This window comes from Microbacterium sp. MTN4-26 (assembly GCF_042846595.1).
Taxonomy (GTDB): domain Bacteria; phylum Actinomycetota; class Actinomycetes; order Actinomycetales; family Microbacteriaceae; genus Microbacterium; species Microbacterium luteum.
The window spans coordinates 61,577-81,010 of the sequence record NZ_BTGO01000013.1 but is presented as its reverse complement, the minus strand read 5'-3'; the positions used below and the strand labels follow the sequence as shown (position 1 = coordinate 81,010).

Below are 19,434 nucleotides of genomic sequence, written 5' to 3'. Positions count from 1 at the left end.
GGGGGCGTCACGCCCCGGTGAACACGAGCCAGAGCAGCACGCCGTTCAGCGTGATCAGAAACACCGATGCCCCGATGCCGGCGGCGGTCGTCGCCCAATGGTTCTTCCACCGTCCGAGCACGCTCACCCTCGCCGTGAGTGCGACAAGAGGTACGAGTGCGAACGGGATACCGAACGAGAGCACAACCTGGCTGAGCACGAGGGAGAGCGTCGGGTCGAAGCCGAGCCAAAGGCTCAGAAGCGCCGGGATGAGCGTGACGAGTCGGCGGAGGATGAGTGGGACGCGTACGTGCAACAGACCGTGCATGATCTCGGCGCCTGCGTAGGCGCCCACCGAGGTCGACGCAAGCCCCGATGCAAGGAGGCCGACCGCGAAGAGCGTCGCGATTACAGGACCGAGTGTTGCTCCGAGCGCGGCATAGGCGCCCTCGAGGCTATCGGTGCCCTCGACGCCCGCGAGGTTCACCGCCGCGAGCAGGAGGATGCAGAGGTTGACGGTTCCCGCGATCGCCATCGCGATCGACACGTCCCAGCGGGTGGCGCGGAGGAGCCTGTCGGCCGGCACAGCCGTCGCGGTGCCGGGGAGGCGCTCTGGTGCGGCATCCGCGTCCCGCCTGATTCCGAAGCCGTGCCATGCGCGCGCCTCGCCGCCGCCGCCCTGTTCTCCCCGGTGCGTTGCGAAGCGATCCCGGCTGAGGGCCGAGTGCGCGTAGATGGCGTGCGGCATGATCGTCGCCCCGAGGATCGACGCTGCCAGCAGCACCGAGTTGGCGTCGGCGAAGCGTGGGACGAGGCCCGCGAGGAGGCCGGCCGGATCTGGCGGGGCGACGAAGACGCCGACCGTGAACCCGACCGCGATGATCACGAGCAGCCCCATGATCACGAACTCGAACGTGCGCGGGCCTCGCCGCGACTGCAGTACGAGCAGCACGATCGAGACGATGCCAGTGATGAGGCCGCCCCAGACGAGCGGCACGCCGAAGAGCAGGTTCAGTGCGACGGCGCCGCCGATGACCTCGGCCAGGTCAGTCGCCATGGCCACGAGCTCGGCCTGCAACCAATAGGCGCGGCGTCCCCAACGGTTCCGGATGCGACCGCCGAGCACCTCGGGCAGGCTCCGCCCGGTGACTATGCCCAGCTTCGCCGAGAGGTACTGGATGAGCCATGCCATGACGTTGCCGAGCACCACAACCCAGACCAGCAGGTACCCGTATTTCGCGCCCGCCGTCATGTTGCTCGCGACATTGCCGGGGTCGAGATAGGCGACGCCCGCGACGAGTGCAGGCCCGATCAACCAGGCAACGCGTCCGACCGATGCGGCGCGCTTGGGGTTCGCCGCCAATGTCGCGGGGTCCGGTGCGGCCGTCGCGGGCCTGGCATCATCGGTCATCATCGCGCCTGCGGTTCCCGCGCCGACAAGACCTGGACCACCATCGAGAGATTTCGGCATACCGAAAGAATATGAGTGATTTCGGCAATCCGAAAGAGGCGGTAGGACTGGAAGTCACACCACGGAGCCACTACGCAAAGCGGCGCGTGAGAGCTGCCGACTCAAGCTCTGCCGCGAAGTCAGTACACGCAATTGTGCTGCTGCACAACAACCCGACCTGACCGATCCCGACGCATAGGCCGATCCGCTTGCGCGACGAAAGCTGTCGCGCGACCGATGGCTCGGCGAACTCTTCGACTAGCGCTTCCGCAGGCGGCGGGCTTCGCCCCCTTGCGAACTAGGTGACCCAACAGACCTTCACGGTGCCGGTCGTGGCCTGTGCGACGGTCGGGATCGTCTCAACGAAGGCTCGCGTGGTCTCCTCTGACCCCGGGTATTCGACCACACGCCAGCCCACGATGCCGAAGTCCTCATCCAGCGCCTGCACAGCGCATGCGAACGCCGCGCCGGCGGGTGGGGTGGCCTGGAAGGATACGGTCACCGTGCGGGCATCGACCAGCTCGAAACCTGTCTCGTCGAATCCGACGTCGTCGAACGAGTTCGAGACGGTCAGCCATGCAAGCGCAGCGACGGACAACGCCGCCACACCTGTGACGGCGATCCAGAACAGTCGGCGGCGGATAGGGCGCTGAGCACGACCGTAGCGTTCGGCAAGCTCTTCCTTCGTCGTCACGCGGTCCTCTGTGTCTGCGTAGGGCTCAGCGGCGGGGGCGAGCATCGTGCGTGGCGAGGTCGGCCAGGTGCGCGTTGTAGGCCTGCAACTCGGCTTCCCCGGTGCGGTCGGCGTGCCGGTCGCGGCGCTTGGTCTCACGGTCGTCGCTGCGGCTCCATTGGATCGCGACGGTGATCGCGAGGATGAGGGTCGGGATCTCGCCGATCGACCACGCGATGCCGCCGCCGGTGTACTGGTCCTCGAGCGGCCTCGGCCCCCACGTCCGGCCCATCGACCCGAACCAGTCGGCGACCATCAGTCCCGATTGCATCATGATGGCGATGCCGAAGAACGCGTGCATCGCCATCACGCTGATGAGCAGCAGCAGCCGGCCGGGGTAGGGAAGCCGCCACGGCACCGGGTCGATGCCGATCAGGGAGAGTGCGAACAGGTAACCGGTGATGAGGAAGTGCGCGATCATCCACTGGTGGCCGAGGTGGTCGGCCAGCGACCAGCGGAACAGGTCGGTGTAGTAGAAAATCCACAGCGACCCGATGAACAGCCCGGCTGCGACGAACGGGTTCGTCAGCACCCGGGCAACGGGCGAGTGCACGGCCCACAGAATCCATTCCCGGCCGCCGCGCGTGCCGTCGTCGCGCTTGCGGATCGCCCGGGCGGCGAGGGTCGCCGGCGCACCGGCGACCAGCAGCACGGGGATCGCCATCGTGAGCAGCATGTGCCCGACCATGTGCATGCTGAACAGGTAGTCCTGGTAGACGTTGATGACTCCGCCGGTGACCCACACCAGCAGCACCATGCCGGTGACCCACATGATCGTGCGGTACACCGGCCACGCATCGCCGCGGCGGCGTAGCCGCCACACCCCGACAAGGTAGAAGAAGATCGCGAACCCGGCGATCACCGCCCACAGCAGGTCGACGTTCCATGCGGTGACCCACCGTTCGATCGTGAGCTGCGCGGGCAGCGGTGCACCGGTGAGGCGTTCCGCTGGCGTCGGGATCTCGGGAAGCGGGACCGGGTTCGGTGGCGGGGTGCGGGCCAGCGCTGCAGCGGCACCGCTGGCCACACCCATCAACGCCAACTCGAACACGATCAAGATCCAAAAGAGGCGGGATGCCCCGTCAGAGCCGCGCATCTTGCCGATCAGCCGCATCCGGTACCACGCGCCGAAGAGCCCGAGACCGACCAGCGCGACGGCCTTGACGGCCAAGATTGCGCCATAAGGGGAGAGCAGATCCGACCACTGCTGCAGGCCGATGGCCGCGCGCACCGTGCCGGACACGGCGACGAGCACGAACGCGGCCAAGGCAATGCTCGAGTAGCGGGCGACGACATCGGCGATGCGCTGCCGGTGGAGGACCGGACGGATGGCAACGAGCAAGAGGAGACCGCCGAGCCACACCGCGGCGCCGATGATGTGCAGGATGAGCGCCATCATCGCCTCGTGGTGAAGGGCGTCATCACCAGAGTGTCCTTGCGTGCCCATCGGCACGAGCGAGGCGACCGCCAGCAGGGCAACCAGAAGCGTTCCAACCCAGGACCGCACCGCGAATGTCAGGACGGTGAGTGCTGCGCCCGCGACCGTCGTGATCAGCCACGTCCGGCCCAGCTCGAGTTCGACAAGGAACCGTCCGAGCTGGGCACCGAACTGCGGTCCGACGTCGATCGCAGGGTTGAAGACGCTGAGAAACGTGAGGAACCCGGTCGTACCGGCTGCCACGGTGAACACGGCGGCGGAGATCGACGCGGTATCGAGGGCGATATCGAACTCACGCTCACCGGACCGCAACGTGAACAGCGCCGTCTGTCAACGGCGGCTGAAAACTGCCCCCTTTTCGTCGGGCGGTCTCAAGTCATCGTCGCAACACCGACGGACTTTGCGAGGCTAGCAGGGCCGCGAACATGGTCGCCGGTGAGCGGCCGTTGAGCACGTCGCGGGGGCGGTTGTTGAGCTCGTTCTCGACGGCTCGGAGGTGCTCGGCGGGGTGTCGGCTGAGGTCCGTTCCCTTGGGGAAGTAGTCCCTCAGGAGCCCGTTCGTGTTTTCGTTCGTTCCGCGCTGCCAGGGCGAGTGCGAGTCGCAGAAGAACACCGGCGTGCCGAGCGTCTCGGTGATCTTCAGGTGCCGTGCCATCTCGGTGCCCTGGTCCCAGGTGATCGAGCGCAGCAGCCCGGGCGGGAGATCGCCCATCGTGGCGTTGAGCGCGGCATGAAGCGCGTCCGCGTCACGGTTCGGCAGGTGCAGCAGTCGGGTCGTGCGGGTCTGCCTCTCGACCAGCGTGCCGATCGCCGATCCCTGCTCCTTCCCGATGATGAGGTCCCCCTCCCAATGCCCCGCCTCGGACCGGTCCTCTGGCGCGAACGGGCGGTGGTGGATGGTGAGCATGGGCTGCTGGAAGCGTGGACGTCGCCGGTCGGTGCGTTGCTGCGCCTTGCGATGATCGCGGCCCGTCCGCAACGGTGACGGCCGGTGCGGGGCGAGCTTGGACGGCCGCGAAAGCGCCGATCCGGGCCGATACACGGCCTGGTAAATGCTCTCGTGACTCAGCCACATCGAGGGCTCGTCGGGGAACCGCTCGCGCAAGGAGCGACTGATCTGTTGCGGACTCCATCGCTGCTGCAGCAACTCGTCAACGACCTCCCGGAGTCGGTCGTCCACGTCGATGCGACGCGCGTGCTCCCGCCCCCGCCGCCGACTGGCAAGCCGATGTGCTTCGAACGGACGGTAACCGCCGCCGGCGCTGGAGTTCCGGCTCAGTTCACGCGAGATCGTCGAGGGCGCGCGACCGAGCTGCGCCGCGATCTCGCGCGCGCTCTGACCGGCGTGATGAAGGTCCGCGATCCGAACCCGCTCGTCCTGGGAGAGGAACCGGGCACTCACGACCCGCACCTCGCGCCGGTCCAACGCCGGCACGTAGCCGACGACCGCACCGGCCTTGTAAGTCTTGTATCCGCGCGCCCAGTTGTGACCGGCGGTGCGCGAGGCGCCGACCTCTCGGGCGGCGGCCGCGATGCTCCACCCTTGCTCCCGCAACTGCATGAACCGCTGCCGCTTGGCCGACTGCGGGCGCCGGCCGGGGCCCTTCTTCACACGACGAATCGAAGACAACACAACTCCCAGAATCGAGGAGTGTTGCAACGATCGCTTGAAACCGCCCAACGTCTGGGGGTCAGTATTCACGCGTCGTCGACACCGTCACGAGCACACCGACCATTCCCGCAGCGGCGAGGTTCACGATCAGCTTTGCGGCCGGAAGCCCCCAGCGCACGACCGGGCCGGCGTCACCAAGGGGGAGCTGTGCAGCGCCGCCACCGAATGCCAGTGCGCCGACTAGGGAAGCAAGTGCCGCCCCAACGAGGATCGTCGGCCCGACTACCCGCAACGTGCGGTAATTGATCGGCATCATTTGTGCCCGGTGCGTACCGCGTTACTCGCGGCGCGCTCGCCTGCGTGGGCTTCTGTGGGCGTTGTGGTCACGGTAGTTCCCTCGGGTCGGGATTCTGCGGAGCCAGGCGGAGCGGGTCTGCTGCAGGCACCGCGGAGGTGCGTTCGGGTGCTATTCGCAGCCCAGTCGCACCTGCATGGATTTCATCGCGCTGATCTCGGCGGTCTGTCCGTTCTTGATGTTTTCTGCGACGGTCCGGGCTCGAGGATCTGTGCCGAGTTCGATGAGCGCCTCGGTCATGGGGATGGCGCCTTCGTGGTGGCGGATGAGCAGCTCGAGGAAGAGGCAATCGGCTTGCTGCCCGGTCGCCCCCTCCAGGGCGGAGATCTCTTCGGCTGAGGCCATTCCCATGGCGATGCGTGCCTCTTCCTCCGTCATGGCCGCCCCGTCAGGCATCGCGTGGTCGCTCCCGCCCGGAGAGGCGTCCATCCACTGCATCATCGGAGCACCGGACTGCGACAGCCCCCACTGCACGAGCCAGTCGTACATCTCGCCGCGCTGGCCCGCCTGCCCGGTGGCGATGTCGTACGCGAAGATCCTCAGTTCCTCGTCGGACGTCTTGCGGTAGATCTCCATGGCCATCTGGATCGCCTGCGCGTGATGCGCCTGCATGTCGCGGGAGAAGCCCGCCTCGGGAGAGTCAGCACCCGGCGTGCCCGCGCCCTGCGACCCGAAGGTTGAGAAGCGGCCCACAGCGAAGGTCAGCGCGCCTACCGCGAGCAGGACAAGGAGGACGATCCACCACCGCGGCCACCCTCGGGATGGGGACGCGTCGCTGGTTTCACTGCGGTTCATTGCTTTCCCGGTGCGTCGTATGCGCCAGTGCAGGCGGCGTTCGGCTCGGGAGCGTTCTGGCTGCGCCAGTACTCTTCGAAGAAGGCGCCGATGCGCTCGTCGTCGGCCGAGTCGACCTCCAGCTGCTGGTTCCAGTTGGACATCACGATCGGCGCCGCCAGTCCCTCGTAGGGGGACAGAACGACATAGGTTGAGGGCAGAAGGCTCTTGAGGGTTGCGAGTTGCTCGCCGGCGACCTCGTCGGGGTTGTAGGTCACCCACACGGCGCTGTGCTCCATGGAGTGGACCGCGTTCTCATTCGGGACCGGTTGGTCATAGATGCCGCAGTTCAACCAGACCGCATTGTGCGGGCCGCCCGCCGGGGGGCTTTGCTCGTACTGGACAGCACCCTCGACGTGCTCAGCCGTATTCTCGAAGGTTTCGACGCCTTCGATGCTCGCCCCCTCGCTGCCGGCCTCGTACTGTCTTGGCGGTGACGGTGCGAGCACTACGGATGCGACGACGAGGCCGATGATCACCACAGCCGCCGTCGACCCGACGACCCACCAGACCAGCTTGCTGCGGCGGCGTTTGGCAAGCTGCTTCTGATACTCAGCCAATTTCTGCTGGCGCTTCCGCTCACGCTGTTGCTTGACGGTGACAGGACCGCGCTGAGGGGTGTTGGCCGGATTCGGGCGGTTCGGAGTCATCTGCGTGCTTTCAGTTCGTGTCTCAGGCGGATTCGCGGAGGAGGCTCAGCTGAGGCCGGAGTAGGCGTGGAGACCTTTGAAGAACATGTTGACGATGGTGAAGTTGAACAGCACCGTGAGGAACCCGATGATGCACAGCCAGGCGGAGCGGGTGCCGCGCCACCCTCTGGTCGCGCGGGCGTGGATGTACCCGGCGTAGAGCACCCAGATCACGAAGGTCCACACTTCCTTGGTGTCGAACCCCCAATAACGTCCCCAGGAATCATTGGCCCAGATCGCACCAGCGATCAGGGTGAAGGTCCAGAACACGAACCCGACGATCACGAACCGGTACGCGAGGGCTTCGAGCGCATCCGCGGTAGGCAGCGTCGCCAGGAACCGCGGTCCGCCGGCACGAGCAGAGGTTGTGTCGGCGCGCCGTTCCCGGCGTGTTTGCATGAGCTGAGTGACCGCGAGGCCGCACGCGATCGCGAACAGGGCGGTGGCGAGCGAGGCGACGAAGACGTGGATGACCAGCCACACGCTCTTGAGCGGGTCCATCAGCGGAACGACCTCGACGTAGAAGGTGATGGTCGCCCCGCCCAGCAGCAGCACGATCATGCCGATCAGGAACGCGCCCAGGAAGCGGAGGTCATAGCGGCGCAGCACCAGCAGGTATACGGCGACGATCAGGACGGTGCCGGTCAGCGCAAACTCGTACATGTTCGCCCACGGCACCCGGCCGGCCGCGATCCCGCGCAGGACGGTCCCGGCCAGGTGGAACAGGAACGCGAGGACCGCCAGCGACGTCCCGATCCGTGCCCACAGTAGCCGCGGCCGCTGTGCGGGCGGGGTGCGGACACTGTCCGCCCCACGACTCTGGGTGCTCTCGGTCTGCGGGCTCACTGTTGCAGTGGCGCCGACCAGGGCCGGCTCCCGCTGCGGGGTGCTGGCAGGAACGGAGCGCTGGGCGAGGTCAATGGTGTACGCGATGAACGCGAGCAGGTAGGTGGCGATCGCCGTCCACACCAGCAGCAGCGAGATGCCGTCGAGGGAGAGCGTGTCAGTTCCGGTCATGGCGAAGTCATCCTTTTATCGTTGCGGGCTAGGGGTGGGCTCGAGCATCGTTGCGCGGCGGATGTCGGCGTGACATGTGTCAGCCCGCGTTCGCTTCCAGCCAGGCCAGCGAGTCGACGGCGGTGCCGTCGAGATACACCTCGAAGTGCAGATGATTTGCGGTGGAGCGGCCCGTGCTACCGACAAGCCCGACCAGCTGCCCGGCCGTCACGCTCTGCCCGACGCCGACCTGCCGACTGCCTGTTTGCATGTGGGGGTACACCGTGCTCACCTGCTGCCCGTTCAGGACGGATTCCACCACAACGGTGACCCCGTACCCGCCGTAGCTGTCCTGTGAGATCCGCACGACACCGTCGAGGGACGCGTAGACGGGGGTTCCGCCGGCAGCGACCATGTCGGTCCCCATATGTGCGCCGCCTCGGTCCCCGAACCGGTCGGTCACGGTGAACGGGCCGCCGACCGGCCACCGCACGGTTCCGCTGCCTTGGGGCACGATGCTGTAGTCGAACGGCAGCGAGGCGACCTGCGCAGCGCGCGCGCGTTCTGCGGCTGCTTCTGCCGCCTTCTTCTGGTCGATCTCCGCCTGGGTGGTGGCTGCGTAGCTCTCCCGTGTGAGCTGCGTCGCGGTCGCGTCGGAGGCGACGATCAGAGATTGCGCGTCCTCGGACGCGACTTGCTGCAGTGTCGGGATCTCGATGTCTGCTGGCTGCCAGGCAGCGGATGCGGGGAGGGCGAAGGTGGCGATCAGGCCGGTTACCACTGCGAGTGCCGCGAGGGACCGGATCGGCGCCAGCGCGCGCGCCTCGCGGCGGGCAGACGTCGTGGCCATCGCGCGTCGCCTGGGGTGGGGAGCGCTGGCGGGGAGGGAAGTGACGGCGCGGCGGAGGCTGCGGCGTGTGGAGGGCGTCTGGGGCTGGTCGCCGGTTGAGGTGGTCTGTTCAGTCATGATGTCCTTCATTTCGGGTCAGATGGAGACGCCCCGGGCGGCGAGGAAGTCGATGGGGTTGACGGGGGAGCCGTTCACGTAGGCCTCGAAGTGCAGGTTGCAGCCGAACGCGTTGCCGGTGTTGCCTTCGCTGCCGATCAGGTCGCCGGCGTTCACGCGTTGGCCGTATCCGACGTAGAAGCCGCCGTTGCGAATATGGGCGTATCCGGTGCCGATCCCGCCGCCGTGGTCGATCTTGATGTAGTTGCCGTAGCCGCCGTTGTATCCGGCGTAGACGACGGTGCCCGCTGCGGCCGCGTAGATCCCGGCGCTGCAGCCGCCGCTCAGGTCGACGCCGTAGTGGTAGCTGGTCGAGCAGTACCCGTTGCCGCATTGTGAGCTGCGCGGCCCGAATCCCGAGGTGCGGTTCCCGGATGTTGGCCGTGCCCACCCGGAGCTGACCACACCGCCTCCGCCGCCGCCTGAGGCCGCGAGCCGCTCGGCCTCGGCCCGCTCAGCCGCTCGCCGCTGCTCCTCGGCGATGCGGGCAGCTTCCACTCCGGCCTGATAGTCGGCGATGGTCTTGGCTGTGGTGTCCTCGAGGGCGGCGAGCTGGGCCTGCAACTCGCCGAGGTGGAGGGTTTGCGCGTCCAACGCCGCCTGTGCGGCATCGGCGGCTTGCTGCGCTTCGAGCATCTTCTGTTCAGCGACGCGTTGCAGTCGGTCGCGTTCGTCTCGGGCGACCACTGCCTGATCGGTCAGGCTCTGCGCGGCGTCCCGTGCTGTGATCGCGGCGGCATACACCGCCTGGTTGCGCTCGAGCAGCTTGTCCATCACGCCCAACCTGGAGAGGAGGTCGTCCGCGGTGGCCGCTGAGTCGGAGAAGAACAGCTCCAGGGAAGTGGTGTCGCCGCCGTCTCGGTACAGTTGCGCGGCGACGCGGCCGGCCTTGTTCGCGGCGTCGGTCGCGTTCTGCGCTTCCGTGTCGGCTTGGGACTGCAGCGCGTCCGCCCGGATGGATGCGTCGAAGTACTCCTGCTGGGCGGTGTAGAACGCGCCCGCGGCCTGCTCGGCGATAGTGCGGGTGCGTGTCACCTCACCGGTCAGGCTTTGAATGAGGCCCTGGATCCGCTGGACTTCGGCGGCTTTGGTTGCTTCGTTCGCTTTCGCGGCCTGCACGTCCTCCCAGGACGGATAGGTCGCCGCGAACGCGGCCGGCAGCAACGGACCGGCCACCAGCACGCCGACCACACTCGCCGTCCCCGCGGTCAGCAGAACACGTCGGCTCACACCGGCCCGCAAGGCGCGGCTCTCGGCGGGCGTAGGCGCGCATCCTTCGGCCATCCGTTCACCAGGGATCGTGGCATCGCTGCCGGTCACCGACGGTCGGAGCGGCAGGTTAAGTGGATGTGTGACAGCCCTCACTCGTGACGTGTTCATGGGCGCCTCGCCTGGTCAGTCGGACGATCACTACCGCCCGCACGCGTGCGGGCACGGTGGGAGAACCCCGCCGCGGCAAGGCCACCTGCGGCGGCGAGCACGATGAGACCGGTGAGCCAGGGGCCGAGGGCCACCGCGGGGGTCAGTCCAGTGCGCAACGGGACGATGCTGATCGACCCGGCAGCGGTGTCGACAGCGATGCTGTCGAGGGTGGTGCCGTCCGGGGCGATCACCTGGCTGGTGCCCACCGTCGAGACGTTGACGACGGCGCGGCCCGTTTCGATGGCGCGCATCCGGGCGAACGCGAGTTGCTGCAGGTTCTCGTCGGTCCCACGGAAGTCGGCGTTATTGGTCTGGAACACGAACATTTCTGCACCGGATCGGGCGCCATCCCAGATCACGGTGTCGTAGATCACGTCGAAGCAGATCGCCAACCCCACCCCGACATCCCCGACCTGCACAATCGGCGGATTGGTGCCGGGGGTGTACTCGCGCTGGATCAGTCCCACCAGCTCGGGGACGATCAGCTCGTAGAACCAGCGGTCGGGCACGTACTCCCCGAACGGGACCGGGTTGACCTTGTCGTGCCACTGCCGGCCCGTGGGGTCCGCGGTCCACAGCAGGGACGTGTTGAAGACACCGTCGCCGCGGGTGGTGGCGGCGTTCATCAGCAGCGGCGCACCGGCCAAGCGCACGACTCGGTCCAACGCCTCGGCGGCGGCGGGATCACTGAGCGGGTCGGCGTCGACGCCGCCTTCCGGCCAGGCCAGCAGATCCATCGGTTGCCCATACAGCGGCACAGTGGCGGCGGTCTGCGCGGCGAGGACGTCGCCGGGCGTCTTGTCGTCGAAGTACCCGGTGGGGCCGTTGCCCTGCACCCAGCCGACCCGGAACTCTCCGGCCGGCGCGGTGGGGAACTGCGGTGTCACGACCAGGAGCACCGCGACGCTCACGGCAGGGTGTAGTCCGAGCATGAACCGGATGCCGCCGGCGCGGACCCACTGCACCACAGAGGCGCACAGAATGACGATCAGCAGCGACAGGCCGGTCACGCTCGTCCACGACGCGACCTCCGCGAGCGGCCCGCCCACCTGGGTCATGCCGAGGCGCGCCCACGGGAACCCGGAATACGGCCACGCACCCATCACCACCTCACGGGCCGTCCACAGAACCGCGATCAGAGGCGGCACCACGAGCAGCTGCACGAGGCCGCGGGGCCAGTGATGCGCGGTCCACCGGTAGGCGAGCGTGATCGGCACCGCTCCCGCGCCGAACAGGACCGCTTCCAGCCCGGCGAGGGCAAGCCACGGGACCGGGCCGAGGAACTCCCCCACCCACACCAGATGGGTCGTGTAGAACACGGCGCCGAAGACAGTGCCGGCCAGCAGCGCCCCGCCGATGCTGCGGCCGATCAGGGCCACCAGGGCGACCGTGACGCTCACGAACGTCAACGGCCACCACCCCACCGGCGCGGAGGCGAGATCCAGTAGGAGGCCGGCGGCCGCGGATGCCAGCACCGCCGCCCACAACGGCAGCGACCATGCCGCAACGGGGCGGCGCGGCGGCGTCCCCTGCTCCGGCGCGGCGGCCGGGGCAGGGGTCGGCAGGGTCGTGCGCATCGGTCAGGTGTCTTTCTGGTGGAGTCGCGTGAGGTAGTCGTTGTACGCGTCGAGCTCGGGGTCGCCGTGCGCGTCGGCGCGACGGTCGGCGGCGGCGGCCTGGGCGGTGTCGTCGCGGAACCAGCGGTGCATGACGTAGATGAGCATCAGCAAGGTGGGGGCCTCGCCGTAGGACCAGGCCAGCCCGCCGGCGAGGCGCTGGTCTTCGATCGGGTCGATGCCCAGCGCGCTCGTCGGGCCGGCGAACCCGTCGATGAGGGTGGTGGTGGCCATCATCAGGAAGACGCCGAAGAAGGCGTGCAGGGCGGCTTCGGCGAACACGTCCAGGGCGCGGCCGCCGTGGCTCATCCGCACCGGCAGCGGGTCCGAGGACAGGATCGGGATCGTGAACAGCATCCCGGCGACCAGGAACCCGACCTCGAGGAGGGTGTGGCCGGTGACGGTGGTAAGGATCGGGTCAGCGAAGTTCGCCAGGTAGAGGCCGTAGAACGCGAACAGATACAGCGGCACCGCCAGCCACGGGCTGAGCAGCCACCGTCCCGTCCGGCTGTGCAGCCCGGCATGCGCGGCACGCAGCACCAGGAGCCCGGGGCCGCGGTGCGGGGTGGCGCGCAGCAGCAGGGTGCCCGGAGAGCCGAGGACCAGCAGCGGCGGGATCGCCATCATCAGGGTGAGCTGCTGGAACATGAACACCGAGAACAGCGCGTACCCGTAGTTCTCCACAGCAAGACCGGTGACAGCGGCGAGGGCGACGCAACCGAGTAAGAAGCTGATGGTCCGCCACATCGGCCATCCGCGCCCACGCACCCACATGCGGATCGCGCCGGCCAGGTAGGCGACTGCGAGCAGCCCCGCCAGGATCGGTAGCAGGGGGGCGGGAAGGGGGGCCGGGGTGAGGAACACGCCCAGGGTCGGCGGGGCATCCGGGATCCACACGGTTGTCACGGCGTGTCCTTCGCGGCCTGCTCTATGCCGAGGGACTGCGCGTGGCGGGTCGCGAGTTCGTCGACGGCGCGCGCGAGGGTGGGGTCTTCGCCCCGGGCGAGGCCGGCGTATTCGACGTGCACGCCGTCCGGGGTGGTGCGGGCTTTCACCCAGAGCCGCCGGCGGGGGACGAACAGGCCGGCGAACAGGCCGAGGGTGGCGAGCACGGAGAACGCGAGCACCCAGCCGCTGCTGGGGTCGCGTTGGATCTGCAGCGACGCGAACCGCTTCACCGGCTGCTCTGTCGTGACCTCCTCCCAGGTGATGGTGCCCCATCCGTTCGGCAGGTCGACGGTGGCGCCCGGGGTGAGCTCGAGGGAGTCGGCTGTGGTGTCGCCGCCGGTGTGTTGGGTGAGCCCGTCGACCTCGAGCGTGTACACCGACCTCGGGGTGCCGTCGTCGATGCCGAGATCGCCGCTGAACACGTTGAGGGTCATCACCGGGTTGACCACGTCGGGGTAGACGGAGGTGAACGCGCCGGAGGGCAGCACCCCCTGGGTGGGGTAGAAGAACCCGACCAGCCCGACCTGTTCGGGCAGCCCGTCCGGGATCTTGATGATCCCCAGCGAGGTCATGTTGGAGTCCTGCGGCAGGAACGGCTGCGACTCGCTGTACACGACCTGGCCGGCGGCGTCGCGGATCGTGAGGGTGGGGGCGTAGCCGTTGCCGAGCAGGTAGATTCGGTCGCCTTCGACGGTGATCGGGTAGTTCACGATCACACTCTCAGCCCGGTCGTCCTGGCCGGGCTGTCGGATAGAGACGTCGGCGGAGAAGTCGCCGGCCTGGCCTGCGCCGGGGGTGCCGGGCAGCCGGTAGGAGACCTGGAAGTCGTCGAGGGTGAGCGAGTAGGGCGCAAGACCGGTCCCGTCGACGAATCGGCCGGGGTTGAACGAGGAGTAGTCGCTGAGCGCGTTCACGAATGTGGTGCCCTCCACCACCACTCGCTGCCCCGTGTACGCGAACGACCCGCCGATCGCCACCGACATCAGCACGCCGATAAGGGCGACGTGGAAGATCAGGTTGCCGGTCTCCCGCAGGTAGCCGCGCTCGGCAGACACCGACGCAGCGCTGCGCGCGTCGTAGCGTTCCACCCGGTACCCGGACTTACGTAGCTGCTCTGCCGCGACGGCAACCGCGTGCGCGGCCGCATCGGGCTGCGCGGCCCCTACCGGGATGGTGAGCTCCCGGTACTCGGACAGGCGTGATAGCCGCGCCGGGGTGCGCGGCGGGCGAGTGCGGAGCGCCTTGTAGTGGTGCTTCGCGCGTGGAATCACGCAGCCGATCAGGGAGGTGAACAGCAGCAGGTAGATCGCGGAGAACCACGGCGACAGGTACACGTCGAACAGCCCGACCGCGTCCGCCAGCGGGAACACGTCGGGGTTGTCGCGTTCCCATTGGATGACCCCGTTGGGGTCGGCGCTGCGTTGCGGGAACAGCGACCCGGGCACGGCGGCGATGGCGAGGAACAGGAGCAGCACCAGCGCGGTGCGCATGCTGGTCAGTTGCCGCCACGCCCACCGCAGCCAGCCCGTGACACCGAGGGTCGGCTGGGTGATCTCGGTTGCGGTATCGACATCGGTGTCGGCGTGGTCGCCGGGCCGCAGCGGGTCGGCTGTGACGTCGGTGCCGGTGTCAGAGCGGGAGGGGAACATTGATCACCACCTGTTGCAGCTGCGACATCAGCACCGTCCACAGTCCCGTTACCATCAGCAGGCCGAGGGCGATGAGCATGGCCCCGCCGAGGATGTTCAGGGCGCGGATGTGGCGGCGCAGGAACGTGACCGAGCGGGACGCCCAGCCCCACCCGGCCGCGAGGATCAGGAACGGGATGCCCAGGCCCAGCGAGTAGGCGAGACCGAGCAGGCCGGCGCGGGCGGGGTCGCCGAGGTTCCACGACATCGAGATGATCGCTGCGAGCGTCGGGCCGATGCATGGGGTCCAGCCGACGCCGAGCGCGAACCCCAAGAGCGGCGCGCCGATCAGCCCGGCCCTGCCCTGGGCGCGGGGGCGGAGGGTGCGTTGCGCGATGCCGAAGAAGCCGAGGAATACCAGCCCGAGGGCGATGATGATGATCCCGAACACCCGGGTGAGGATGCCTGCGTATTGCAGCAGCAGGTATCCGAAGGTGCCGCCAAGGATCGTGACAGCGACGAACACCACCGTGAACCCGGCGATGAACAAACTCACTCCCAGCAGCAGCCGGGCGCGCTCCGCCGTCACCGTGCGCCCGCTGTTCACCGTGGCGGGTGTGGTCGTCGTGGTGGTGCTGCCGAGGTAGCCGAGGTAGCCGGGCACCAGTGGCAGCACGCACGGGGACACGAAGGAGACCAGCCCGGCGAGGATCGCGACCGGGATCGCGACCCACAGGGCGCCGTCGACGATGACCGCTCCCGGGTTCACGAGGTGTCCTCGGCGAGGGTGTCGGCGACCAGGGTGGACAGGATCGATGCGCTGGCCAGCTGCCCGATGATCCGCGCGGCGACCCGCCCTTCCTGGTCGATGACCAGGGTGGTGGGGGTGGCTTGGATTGGGGTGACTTGCGCGAATGCGAGTTTCACTTTGCCGTCGTTCACGTCGATCACGCTCGGGTAGGTGACGTTGTTGTCGCGGGCGAACGACAGTGCGGTCGCGGGCTGGTCGTAGGTGTTGACCCCGAGGAACGCGACATCTTGGTCCTGGTAGTCCTGCCAGACCTGCTCGAGCAGTGGCGCTTCGACGATGCATGGCCCGCAGGCGGCGTACCAGAAGTTCACTACCAGCACCCCGTCGCGATAGTCGTCGCTGGAGACCGCCTCGCCGGTCTCGGTGACGCCCTCGAAGACCACCGGCTCTCCACGGTCGGTCTCCGGGATCTCGACGATCTGGAAATCGCCGGCGATGTAGCCCTTCTCGTTTCCGTCCCGGTACTGCTGCGCGAGCGAGTCGCCAGACGTGCAGCCGGCGAGCAGCCCGACGACAAGAAGGGCCGAGGCGGTGGCGATCAGAGCGCGGCGGTTCATGGGCGCTTGACCTTGATCAGTGCGCCGGCTACCAGGAACACGACCGCGGCGACCGGTTGCGCGGCCGTCCACACCGGGCCGGTGAACGGAAACGGGAACACCGGGTTCCAAATCACTAGGATCGCCGCGAACACCGGCACCCACCACCATTGCCGCGCCTGGATGGCGAACCAGCTCACAATCACCGCGAAGATCGCGGCAACGAACAGCACCAGCGTGAACCAGTCCCCACCCATCAACACCGGTGCAAGGAACAACACCGCCGCCGCAAGCAGACCCGGCGCGAACGCATTGCGCTGATACACGGACGGGGTGCGCTGCTTCGCCATCATGACCCGCTCACCGCCGACCCCGCCGCCGGCAACGGTCCACCGGCCACCCCAGCATCCGCTGTGTTCGTGCGGGCGCGCCGGTGTCGGATCCAGATGTTCAGGCCGAGCACGATCACGCCAGCGCCGAGGGCGACATCAGCGAGGTTCCCAATGAAGAGGTTCCCGTAGGCGAGGAAGTCGGTGACGTGCCCGACCCCGAAGCCAGGCGGGGAGAACAGCCGGTCGATCACGTTCCCGACCGCGCCGCCCAGGATCAGCCCGATCCCCACCGCCCACCATCCCGTCCGTGCCCGCGCCGCGGCGACGATCAACACCACCACGGCGCCGACGCCGAGGAGAGTGAGCAGCCCTGTGAACCCGGCGCCGAGAGAGAGGATCGCGCCCGGGTTGAACGCGAGCTGCAGCCCGAGCAGATCACCCAGCAGCGGGATGCGCTCGTCCTGGCGCAACCCGTCGAGTGCGGCCGCTTTCGTCGCCTGGTCGATTAGGACCACCACGCCGGCGGCCAGGCAGGCGATCGCGAATCGTCGGGACTGCTCACGATTCATCGGCGGGACCGTTCTTCCCCGTGTCGCCATTTCCGCTGCCCTTGCCGGACGCGGCAGCTGCGGCTGCTCTGTCGCGGCGGCGGCGCTCTCGGGCCACCATGAGTACGACGATCAGGGCACCGCCGAGCACGATCACACCGCTTACCACCGCGAGGACGGGGAGGAACTCCCCACCTCCGGAGGGGCCGTTGTGCATCTCTCCGGAGGTCGTGGTCGGGGTCGTCGCAGACGGTTCGGGTGTCTGTTCCTGGGTCGCTTCGGGGGTGGGGGTACTGGTGGGCACCGTGACGGCTTCGACGGTGTACTGGTACTCGTTGCTGATCGGGTGCCCGTCGCTGGAGACGACCCGCCACCGCACCGTGAACACCCCGGCCTGACCTGGCTGGACAGCCTGGGTGACGGTGGTCCCGTCGATGACCGGTTCCCCGGACGCGAGGTTCTGCCCGTCTGGAGCGACCACCTCGATGATCACCGCGCTGAAATCGGTGAGGATCTCCCCGCTGAACGTCAGCGAAATCTCCTCCGGAATCACGCCGATCGTGGAACCGGCTTCCGGGGAGGACGAGACGATCTCATCGTGCGCGGCTGCGGGAGATGCGACGGCGAACAGCAGACCGGCGGTCAGCAGCAGCGCCGCCAGGCCGGGCAGAAAGAAGGAGCGTCGACGGATCCCGGGGGTGGGCGATCGGCGCCGGGATGCGCGGTCGGCAACGGGTATGGAGGTCATGGTCTCGGTCCTTTCAGGGCCGGTTGATGATGTGCTGGGCGATCGTCGTCGCGTCTCTCGAAACGCCTGCGATGGTGTCGGAGCCGCGGCCGCCGTAGTGCGGCATTCCCGCCACGAACAACCCGGGAAGCCCGGTCGTGGTGCGCCGGGGCCGCTCGGTGCGGGCCGTTTCCGGCAGCCAGTGGTCACCCGGGTCGTATCCGGTGGCGAGGATTACCGACCCCGGCGAGATTTGAGCACCGTCAGCGAAGGTCACCGTGGCGCCATCCGCGGTCGTCACCGCGGGTGCGATCGTGACCCCCGCACGCCGCAGCTGTTCATAGCTGTCGCCGAACACCGGCTCGGGGCGTCTCTCGCGCGACAGCAAGGACATGCTTTCGCCCGCCGCGGTGGGGTAGCTCATCGCGGGCCGGTGGCGCCGTGGAGTGCGGGTGGACAGGGTGACGGCGTGCGATGCGGACAGTTCGCGAGCCAGTTGCACACCACTGTTCCCGCCGCCGACGATGAGTACGTCCCCGGCAGGGATCTGCCCCGGGTATAGGTACTCGCTGCTGTGCAGCACGGCACCCGGCACGCGGAGCCAACTCGCCCACTCCGGCAGCCGAGGATGCGCGGCCGCGGCGGTCGCGCACACCACATTGCGGGTCTGCACCTCACCCGTCGTCGTCGATAGCAGCAGCGTCGAACCGTTCCCACGATGCTCCACCCCGGTAGCTCGGACGTCCCAGACGGTCTCCACGCCAAGTCCGGCTTCCACATACGTGAGGTAGTCGACCATCTCGTCCGCTCGTGGATGTCGGCGCTGATCGCCCATCAGTCGGCGCGGAGACAACGCGCTATGCCGGGCGTCGCTGAGCAGCTCCATCGAATGCCACCGCGACGCCCAGGAACGCTGCCCCGGTGCGGCCGCGTCGATCACCACGAACTCGTGCTGCGGCCGGAGCCCTTCCGAGCTCAACGCCGCCGCGACCGCCAGCCCGGCCTGCCCGGCGCCGACGATGATCACCCGTCGATGTGACAATCCGGCCCGCATCACTGGCCACCGCTCACCGCGGCCTGGATGAGGTTCTCAAGGTCGTCCCACTCCTGCAACTCCGCGAGCTCACCGTTGACGAAAAACGTCGGTGTGCTGCTCACCCCGAGAGCGCGACCCTCTTCAAAGTCCAGATTGACACGTGCCGTCGTTGACGGGTCCGCTACAGCGGCGTCGTAGGCGGCCATGTCCAAGCCGAGCTCCTCCGCGAAGCCGCGGAACAAGTCGGCGCGAGACTCCTGCGCCTCACCCCACTCCGCCTGTGTCTCGAACAACCGGTGATACATGTCTTCAAACCGGTCCTGCTGCGCGGCCGCTTCCGCGGCGATCGCGGCGTTCTTCGAGTTGAAATGACCCGGGAGAGGGAAATAGCGGATCACATACGTGATTTCCCCGGCGAACTGCTCCCGCAGATCCTCCACGATCGGGTAGAACGACCCACATGCTTCGCACTCGAAATCCAGGAACTCAACCACCGTGACCGCGCCCTCACCTCCGTCATCGAGGACGTGCGAGTTCTGCCGCACCAGCTGCGCCGACGAGGGGCTGTCCCCGGACGAGGGCGGAGCGGTTTGGCTCTGATTGATAAGGACATAGATCAACGCGGCCATAGCCAGCACCACCACAACGGCAATGGTGACGAGCGTCGCCTTTACAGGGGTTTTCATCGGGTACTCCAAACCAGGACACGGCACAGGACAGAACCCGGGCACACAGCCC

At 68.0% G+C, this 19,434-nt stretch carries 20 protein-coding genes; all 20 read right to left on the bottom strand.

What is annotated here, in order from left to right; translation table 11 throughout:
• Positions 1-7 precede the first annotated feature (7 nt).
• The 20 genes from ACGG9C_RS12210 to ACGG9C_RS12115 all read right to left on the bottom strand — a co-directional run bounded on the left by ACGG9C_RS12210 (position 8) and on the right by ACGG9C_RS12115 (position 19,382).
• Complete coding sequence (locus ACGG9C_RS12210; protein WP_194385379.1) at positions 8-1,390, bottom strand: Nramp family divalent metal transporter; 1,383 nt, start codon at positions 1,388-1,390, stop codon at positions 8-10.
• Positions 1,391-1,727: 337 nt separating this feature from the next.
• On the bottom strand, positions 1,728-2,123 hold the full coding sequence (locus ACGG9C_RS12205; RefSeq protein ID WP_194384211.1) for a DUF4307 domain-containing protein: 396 nt from the start codon (positions 2,121-2,123) through the stop codon (positions 1,728-1,730).
• Positions 2,124-2,148: 25 nt separating this feature from the next.
• Positions 2,149-3,912: a cytochrome c oxidase assembly protein gene (locus ACGG9C_RS12200; RefSeq protein WP_390178688.1), complete on the bottom strand. Its 1,764-nt coding sequence runs from the start codon at positions 3,910-3,912 to the stop codon at positions 2,149-2,151.
• Between the two features lie 64 nt (positions 3,913-3,976).
• The gene (locus ACGG9C_RS12195) at positions 3,977-5,161 is read right to left on the bottom strand and encodes an IS30 family transposase (RefSeq protein WP_390178690.1); all 1,185 of its coding nucleotides are present in this window, start codon (positions 5,159-5,161) and stop codon (positions 3,977-3,979) included.
• Positions 5,162-5,291: 130 nt separating this feature from the next.
• The gene (locus ACGG9C_RS12190; protein WP_194384212.1) at positions 5,292-5,528 is read right to left on the bottom strand and encodes a hypothetical protein; all 237 of its coding nucleotides are present in this window, start codon (positions 5,526-5,528) and stop codon (positions 5,292-5,294) included.
• 150 nt (positions 5,529-5,678) lie between these two features.
• Positions 5,679-6,362 carry a DUF305 domain-containing protein gene (locus tag ACGG9C_RS12185; RefSeq protein ID WP_194384213.1) on the bottom strand — a complete coding sequence of 228 codons (684 nt, stop codon included), beginning with the start codon at positions 6,360-6,362 and terminating at the stop codon, positions 5,679-5,681.
• Positions 6,359-7,051 carry a DUF3105 domain-containing protein gene (locus ACGG9C_RS12180; protein WP_194384214.1) on the bottom strand — a complete coding sequence of 231 codons (693 nt, stop codon included), beginning with the start codon at positions 7,049-7,051 and terminating at the stop codon, positions 6,359-6,361. The genes ACGG9C_RS12185 and ACGG9C_RS12180 overlap by 4 nt, the downstream gene beginning before the upstream one ends.
• Positions 7,052-7,096: 45 nt before the next feature.
• Positions 7,097-8,107: a c-type cytochrome biogenesis protein CcsB gene (gene ccsB, locus ACGG9C_RS12175; RefSeq protein ID WP_194384215.1), complete on the bottom strand. Its 1,011-nt coding sequence runs from the start codon at positions 8,105-8,107 to the stop codon at positions 7,097-7,099.
• 79 nt (positions 8,108-8,186) lie between these two features.
• Positions 8,187-9,053, bottom strand: a complete 867-nt coding sequence (locus ACGG9C_RS12170; protein ID WP_390178687.1) for a M23 family metallopeptidase — start codon at positions 9,051-9,053, stop codon at positions 8,187-8,189.
• A gap of 18 nt (positions 9,054-9,071) precedes the next feature.
• Entirely contained in the window at positions 9,072-10,472 is a 1,401-nt protein-coding gene (locus tag ACGG9C_RS12165) for a M23 family metallopeptidase (RefSeq protein WP_194384216.1), read from the bottom strand.
• A complete protein-coding gene (lnt, locus tag ACGG9C_RS12160; RefSeq protein ID WP_194384217.1) occupies positions 10,469-12,091 on the bottom strand; it encodes an apolipoprotein N-acyltransferase in 1,623 nt (540 codons plus the stop codon). Before lnt ends, ACGG9C_RS12165 begins: the two co-directional genes overlap by 4 nt.
• A 3-nt stretch (positions 12,092-12,094) precedes the next feature.
• The gene (locus tag ACGG9C_RS12155) at positions 12,095-13,036 is read right to left on the bottom strand and encodes a cytochrome c oxidase assembly protein (RefSeq protein ID WP_194384218.1); all 942 of its coding nucleotides are present in this window, start codon (positions 13,034-13,036) and stop codon (positions 12,095-12,097) included.
• Positions 13,033-14,727, bottom strand: a complete 1,695-nt coding sequence (locus ACGG9C_RS12150; RefSeq protein ID WP_194384219.1) for a cytochrome c biogenesis protein ResB — start codon at positions 14,725-14,727, stop codon at positions 13,033-13,035. The genes ACGG9C_RS12155 and ACGG9C_RS12150 overlap by 4 nt, the downstream gene beginning before the upstream one ends.
• Entirely contained in the window at positions 14,708-15,475 is a 768-nt protein-coding gene (locus ACGG9C_RS12145; RefSeq protein WP_194384220.1) for a cytochrome c biogenesis CcdA family protein, read from the bottom strand. The genes ACGG9C_RS12150 and ACGG9C_RS12145 overlap by 20 nt, the downstream gene beginning before the upstream one ends.
• Positions 15,472-16,074, bottom strand: coding sequence for a TlpA disulfide reductase family protein (locus tag ACGG9C_RS12140; RefSeq protein ID WP_194384221.1), 603 nt, complete (start codon positions 16,072-16,074; stop codon positions 15,472-15,474). Before ACGG9C_RS12140 ends, ACGG9C_RS12145 begins: the two co-directional genes overlap by 4 nt.
• Positions 16,071-16,406 carry a DUF6804 family protein gene (locus ACGG9C_RS12135; RefSeq protein WP_194384222.1) on the bottom strand — a complete coding sequence of 112 codons (336 nt, stop codon included), beginning with the start codon at positions 16,404-16,406 and terminating at the stop codon, positions 16,071-16,073. The genes ACGG9C_RS12140 and ACGG9C_RS12135 overlap by 4 nt, the downstream gene beginning before the upstream one ends.
• Positions 16,403-16,954, bottom strand: coding sequence for a signal peptidase II (locus ACGG9C_RS12130; RefSeq protein ID WP_194384223.1), 552 nt, complete (start codon positions 16,952-16,954; stop codon positions 16,403-16,405). Before ACGG9C_RS12130 ends, ACGG9C_RS12135 begins: the two co-directional genes overlap by 4 nt.
• On the bottom strand, positions 16,944-17,681 hold the full coding sequence (locus ACGG9C_RS12125) for a copper resistance CopC family protein (protein ID WP_194384224.1): 738 nt from the start codon (positions 17,679-17,681) through the stop codon (positions 16,944-16,946). The genes ACGG9C_RS12130 and ACGG9C_RS12125 overlap by 11 nt, the downstream gene beginning before the upstream one ends.
• Before the next feature lie 13 nt (positions 17,682-17,694).
• Positions 17,695-18,687 carry an NAD(P)/FAD-dependent oxidoreductase gene (locus ACGG9C_RS12120; RefSeq protein WP_237673317.1) on the bottom strand — a complete coding sequence of 331 codons (993 nt, stop codon included), beginning with the start codon at positions 18,685-18,687 and terminating at the stop codon, positions 17,695-17,697.
• Positions 18,688-18,713: 26 nt separating this feature from the next.
• A complete protein-coding gene (locus ACGG9C_RS12115; RefSeq protein ID WP_194384225.1) occupies positions 18,714-19,382 on the bottom strand; it encodes a thioredoxin domain-containing protein in 669 nt (222 codons plus the stop codon).
• Positions 19,383-19,434 lie beyond the last annotated feature (52 nt).

Coding starts and splice junctions, on each gene's coding strand:
- ACGG9C_RS12210 (WP_194385379.1), bottom strand. CDS start 1,390: ATGACCGATGATGCCAGGCCCGCGACGGCCGCACCGGACCCCGCGACA.
- ACGG9C_RS12195 (WP_390178690.1), bottom strand. CDS start 5,161: ATGCAGTTGCGGGAGCAAGGGTGGAGCATCGCGGCCGCCGCCCGAGAG.
- ACGG9C_RS12190 (WP_194384212.1), bottom strand. CDS start 5,528: ATGATGCCGATCAATTACCGCACGTTGCGGGTAGTCGGGCCGACGATC.
- ACGG9C_RS12185 (WP_194384213.1), bottom strand. CDS start 6,362: ATGAACCGCAGTGAAACCAGCGACGCGTCCCCATCCCGAGGGTGGCCG.
- ACGG9C_RS12180 (WP_194384214.1), bottom strand. CDS start 7,051: ATGACTCCGAACCGCCCGAATCCGGCCAACACCCCTCAGCGCGGTCCT.
- ccsB (WP_194384215.1), bottom strand. CDS start 8,107: ATGACCGGAACTGACACGCTCTCCCTCGACGGCATCTCGCTGCTGCTG.
- ACGG9C_RS12170 (WP_390178687.1), bottom strand. CDS start 9,053: ATGACTGAACAGACCACCTCAACCGGCGACCAGCCCCAGACGCCCTCC.
- ACGG9C_RS12165 (WP_194384216.1), bottom strand. CDS start 10,472: ATGAACACGTCACGAGTGAGGGCTGTCACACATCCACTTAACCTGCCG.
- lnt (WP_194384217.1), bottom strand. CDS start 12,091: ATGCGCACGACCCTGCCGACCCCTGCCCCGGCCGCCGCGCCGGAGCAG.
- ACGG9C_RS12150 (WP_194384219.1), bottom strand. CDS start 14,727: ATGTTCCCCTCCCGCTCTGACACCGGCACCGACGTCACAGCCGACCCG.
- ACGG9C_RS12140 (WP_194384221.1), bottom strand. CDS start 16,074: ATGAACCGCCGCGCTCTGATCGCCACCGCCTCGGCCCTTCTTGTCGTC.
- ACGG9C_RS12135 (WP_194384222.1), bottom strand. CDS start 16,406: ATGATGGCGAAGCAGCGCACCCCGTCCGTGTATCAGCGCAATGCGTTC.
- ACGG9C_RS12130 (WP_194384223.1), bottom strand. CDS start 16,954: ATGAATCGTGAGCAGTCCCGACGATTCGCGATCGCCTGCCTGGCCGCC.
- ACGG9C_RS12125 (WP_194384224.1), bottom strand. CDS start 17,681: ATGACCTCCATACCCGTTGCCGACCGCGCATCCCGGCGCCGATCGCCC.
- ACGG9C_RS12115 (WP_194384225.1), bottom strand. CDS start 19,382: ATGAAAACCCCTGTAAAGGCGACGCTCGTCACCATTGCCGTTGTGGTG.